General features: G+C 58.9%; 1 protein-coding gene. It reads right to left on the bottom strand.

The annotated features are described in order from the left end of the window. Positions 1-164 precede the first annotated feature (164 nt). On the bottom strand, positions 165-438 hold a 274-nt coding region (locus AACY52_RS31535; RefSeq protein ID WP_339561584.1), incomplete at its 5' end, for a hypothetical protein.

The raw sequence follows: 438 nt of genomic DNA, 5'->3' as shown, positions 1-438 counted from the left end.
AGTGAGCGTAAAGGTCGCCACCACGACGATTGCCGGCGGACAGGACAATTGCACGGTCATGTCGACGCCGATCTCCCTTGCGATCATGTCCAGCGTTTGTAGCTTGCGCCAAAGACATTCGCGCAGAGCATGGGTGCGATCGGCCGGATCGTCTTTTGGCTGGCTCATGACTGCACCTGTTCGGTCTCTTCAAGCGGAGCAAGAGGATGACTCGTTTCAACCGCGTCGGACGCCGCACGCTTATCTGCATGGGACTGTGCGTCGTGGTCGCTTTCGTTGCTTGGATCAGGGGCGCGATTAGGCCGAACAACGCCAGCCGGCCACGCTAGGCTGGCAGGCCAGTGATCAGAGAACCATTGGATAGCGGCATCGCAGCGACGAACCTGAATGTCGCGGCCAGATTCGAGAGCCGCAAGTTTCTTTGTATCGCCGAGCGAT

The sequence above is a fragment of the Pseudomonas sp. EA_65y_Pfl1_P113 genome (genome assembly GCF_963970525.1).
GTDB classification, from domain to species: Bacteria; Pseudomonadota; Gammaproteobacteria; order Pseudomonadales; family Pseudomonadaceae; genus Aquipseudomonas; species Aquipseudomonas tritici.
The sequence above is the reverse complement of the archived record's forward strand: the minus strand, read 5'-3'. Positions and strand labels throughout refer to the sequence as shown.